2 protein-coding genes are annotated in these 4,595 nt (G+C 64.9%); both read left to right on the top strand.

The window, feature by feature from the left end; translation table 11 throughout:
* Nucleotides 1–217: 217 nt before the first annotated feature.
* Nucleotides 218–3,460, top strand: a complete 3,243-nt coding sequence (amrS, locus tag VNH11_13580; GenBank protein HVA47395.1) for an AmmeMemoRadiSam system radical SAM enzyme — start codon at nt 218–220, stop codon at nt 3,458–3,460.
* Nucleotides 3,461–3,596: 136 nt separating this feature from the next.
* Complete coding sequence (locus VNH11_13575) at nt 3,597–4,553, top strand: right-handed parallel beta-helix repeat-containing protein (protein ID HVA47394.1); 957 nt, start codon at nt 3,597–3,599, stop codon at nt 4,551–4,553.
* Nucleotides 4,554–4,595 lie beyond the last annotated feature (42 nt).

Below are 4,595 nucleotides of genomic sequence, written 5' to 3'. Positions count from 1 at the left end.
GAGCTTGCGAGCGCCGGCCCACCGAGAGTGACCTTGCCAATCCTGGTGGGCCGGCGGTCGCAAGCTCGCTGGTTCCACCCTACGGCGATGGCTGCGCCCGTCAGACCAACTCAACTTTAGGACACTGCCCCCCAGGCCTATCACCTAGCCCTCCTCTTGCCCGCGGCGGTATGCTGGAAGTAGCAATTCCTTCTCCCTCCCGCGATTCCGAACTCTCATGTCCGCAATGGTCGATTTGCCGCCCGCCGGCCTGCGCTCCGATGGCCTGAAATCAGGCGGCTGGTGGCACGCCGACGAAGAATCAGGCCGTATCGTCTGTGACCTCTGTCCGCGGGCCTGCGCCTTGCGCCCTGGCGACCGCGGTTTCTGTTTTGTCCGCGAGAATCGGGCGGGCGAGATGGTGCTTTCGACCTATGGCCGCAGCACCGGCTTTTGCATCGATCCGGTGGAAAAAAAGCCGCTGAACCACTTTTATCCGGGCACGAGCATCCTCTCGTTCGGCACCGCCGGCTGCAATTTGGGCTGCAAATTCTGCCAGAACTGGTCCATCTCGAAATCTCGCGAGATCGAGCGGCTCAGCGAAGAGGCCACGCCCGAAGCCATCGCCGAAGCGGCCAAGTCGTTGGGTTGCAAGAGCGTGGCGTTCACCTACAACGATCCTGTCGTATGGGCCGAATACGCCATCGACACGGCGCGGGCCTGCCGCGCCGCCGGCGTCAAAACGGTGGCCGTCACCGCCGGCTATATCACGCCGGCGGCCCGTGGACCGTTTTACGAGGTGATGGACGCCGCCAACGTCGATCTCAAGGGCTTTACCGAAGACTTCTATCGCCACTTGACCCTGTCGCACCTGCAGCCGGTGCTCGACACATTGCGTTGGCTGAAACACGAAACCAACGTCTGGTTCGAGATCACGAACCTGGTGATTCCGCGGGCCAATGATTCGCTGGACGAGATCCGCCAGATGTGCCACTGGATTCTGGAGAACCTCGGCCCCGACGTGCCGCTGCACTTCACGGCGTTTCATCCCGATTTTCGCCTGCAAGACCGCGGCCCGACGCCGCCCGACACGCTGCTGGCCGCTTATGAGGTGGCGAAGTCGCTGGGCCTGAACTATGTTTACGCGGGCAACGTTCATGCGCTGCGCGAGGGAAGCACTTGGTGTCCGGGCTGCGGAGAGTTGCTCATCGAGCGCGACTGGTACGAGCTCGGCCGCTACCAGCTCGACGGCGACCGTTGCCGGCGTTGCGGGCATCAGATCGCCGGGCATTTCGAGGCGGCACCCGGCACCTGGGGCCGCAAGCGCTTGCCGGTGCGGATCGCCGAGTTTGCGGGCAAGCCTGGCGGCGGCAATCGCGAGCAATCACCCCGGAGCGAACCGAACGAAGGCCGTTCTGCAAACATGAGCAATGTGACGTACACCACGCCGCTGGTTCAAGTCGAGCTGCCCACGGAGGCGCCGCCCATGCTCACCGATGAACATCGGCAGTCCTTGCTGAAGGCGGCTGCCCGCGTCGTGGCCGCGACGGCAACCGGACAGGCGATGGCCCTGGCCCACGCGGGACTGGAAGCCTTGGAGCACGTGCGCGTGCTGGGCGCGTTTGTGACGCTGAAGCGAAACGGCCGGCTGCGAAGTTGCTGCGGCGCCATGTCGGCTTCGGTGGGGCTGGCCCAGGCGGTGTTTCACGCGGCCATTCGGTCCGCGGTCGACGACCACCGTTTTCCGCCGGTGGCCGTCAGCGAACTTGAGTTTCTCGATCTCGACGTGTGGGTGCTGCACAGTCACCAGAACGTGACGGTGGTGGGCGAAGCGCGGCGCGACGTGGTGGTCATCGGCAAACACGGCTTGCAGATTGCCGCCGGCGAGCGGCGGGGGTTGCTTCTGCCGGGCGTGGCCGTCGAACATCAGCTCGATGCGGAAGCGTTTTTGCAGCAGGTATGCCTGAAGGCCGGCTTGCCGCCGACTGCCTGGAAAGAAGAGGGCACCCTCCTTTCGACGTTCGAAGGCGAGGTGATCGAAGGCGCTCTGCACGAGTTTCTGGACCGCGCCGCACAGGCCGAGGGCGCAGCGGCGTCGTCGATGTTTTCGGCCGCCGACCTGGCGGCCCTGACCGATTTTTGCCGGCAGAACATCGTGGCGGCCGTCACCGGCGCCACACCCAACTACTATGCCTTCGGCGTCTCCGATGCGAACGTCAACGGCGTCGCGCTGAGCGTGGAGGACGCCGCCGGCAATGTCTGGCTGCAATCGAGCCAGCTCTCGCTGCGTCAGCTTTTGCCGCTGCAATCGACGCTTTTTGCGCAGGCCGAGCAGACGGGCAAGGCGCTCGCCAGCCGCGGTATGGATGGCCCCCGTTTAAGCGACGTACACGTCAAGCTGGCCATCCTGTTCGATCCGTCGATGCACGGCACGGTCGAAGGGCCCGACCTGCGTGGGGTTGATTCCGCTCGCCGGTCGCTGGTCGTTGTTGAAGGTCCGAAGTCGGCGTTCGTTTGGAACCAGCAAGCTCAACCCGGCGATCTGTTGGCCGAAGCACGCCGGCTGGCTTGTGTGACGCAGCCCGAAAGTGCGTCGATTTACAGCTTTGCCACGCTTGCCAATGCTTCGCAGCTCGCCGTGGCGAGCGTTCCCAAGCCGCAGGTGGCTTTGGGTGTACGGCCGGCGGCGGTGGCCGGCAGCTTTTATCCCGGCGATGCCGACGAGCTCGCCCGGCTGATCGACGATTTGTTCGGCGGGCCGCCAGTGGTGGCCGAAGCCTGGCCGGCGGTCATGGTGCCCCACGCGGGACTGAAATACTCCGGCCGCTTGGCTGCCGACACACTGCGTCGCGTCGTGATACCCGAATCGGTGATTGTGATTGGGCCGAAGCACACTCGGCTGGGCGTCGAATGGGCCGTGGCGCCGCAGGGCGCCTGGTCGCTGCCCGGCGGGGTCGTTCAGGCCGATCCCGAACTGGCGCGACAGCTTGCCGCGACCATTCCCGGATTGGAGCTCGACGCCGCCGCGCATCAGCAGGAGCATGCCATCGAAGTCGAGCTGCCTTTCCTTGCCAGGCTGGCGCCGCACGCGCGGGTGGTGGGCATTGCCATCGGCACAGGCAACCTGGCGCGTTGCCGGGAGTTCGCCGAAGGTCTGGCCGACTGCTTGAATGACCGTCGTGAAAAGACGTTGCTCGTTGTCTCCAGCGATATGAACCACTTCGCCAGCGATGCGGAGAACCGCCGGCTCGATGCCCTGGCCCTGGCTGCGATGGAGTCGCTCGATCCGGCTGCCTTGTACGAGACCGTAACGCGGCGGCACATCAGCATGTGCGGGGTTTTGCCGGCGGTGATCGTCATGGAAACGCTCCGCCGGTTGGGTGGGCTGACGCGCTGCCAGCGGGTCGGTTATGCCACCAGCGGCGACGTGACGGGCGACCGTTCGCGCGTCGTCGGCTATGCGGGCATGCTCTTGGCGTAGCGGCATGCTACACTTGCCGGGGGCAATTCCACCGGCGGGTATACCGATGCGACGATTCATGACATTGCCACGTAGCCCGCTTGCTCCGCAAGCGGAAGGGCGCGGTTCGCGCGCTCGACGTCCCACATTAACAAGGTTGAATGGTCTGCTCGGCCGTTCCGCTCGCGGAGCGAGCGGGCTACGTTACGCTCTCTTCACGCTCGCGCTCTTCGCCGGCCAGCTCGCCTCGGCCGCCACGATTTATGTCGACAATGTCGGGGGCGACGATCTGCTCGACGGAGTTCAGCCTGCCCGCACCGGTGGCAGCGGACCGGTGCGGTCGTTGCGCAAGGCACTGAAGATCTGCCATGCGGGCGATCGCATCCTACTGGCGAATTCGGGGCAGCCCTATCGCGAGACCATCAGTCTCTCTGCCGCCGAACATTGCGGCACCGCCCTGTCGCCGTTCATCCTCGACGGGCAAGGCGCCGTTTTGGACGGCACGGAAGCCGTGCCGGGCGACGCCTGGGAAAACCAGCGCGGTCCGGTGTTCCGTTTCCGTCCGCCGCACTCGACCTACCAGCAGCTCTTTCTCGACGGCAAGCCGGCCGTCGAGCGAAAGCTGTTGCCGGGCCAGACGCGACTGCCCGAACTGGAGCCGCTCCAATGGTATCGTCGCGGGGCCGATCTCTATTTTTGCGTCGAAGCCGACAAGCTGCCGCGGAGTTACAATCTGGCTTGCTCCCAACGGCAGACCGGTATCACCCTGTATCACGTTCACGACGTGCTGATTTCCAACCTGGTCGTGCAAGGCTTTCGGCTCGACGGCATCAACATCAACGACGGCGTGCGGAATTGCGAAGTCGTGGACGTGACCAGCCGCGGCAACGGCCGGAGCGGCGTCACGGTTTCGGGATCGTCGAAGGCGCGGATCGAGGGCTGCCTGATCGGCGACAACGGCGAGGAGCAGATCCTGCTCGAAGGCGTTTCAACGACGATCGTCGACAAGTGCCAACTGATTGCCAACACCGGGCCGGCAATCACCAACCGCGGTGCAAAGCTCATCACGGAGGATTCAGGCACCGGGGTTCGGGGTTCAGGTGCGCGCGACTGATACTTTCCGAAAACGCCCGTGGGGCGGCCTTCCCAGGCCGGC

Source organism: Pirellulales bacterium (assembly GCA_035533075.1).
Classification (GTDB): domain Bacteria; phylum Planctomycetota; class Planctomycetia; order Pirellulales; family JAICIG01; genus DASSFG01.
This window is presented reverse-complemented; position numbering and strand designations above follow the sequence as displayed.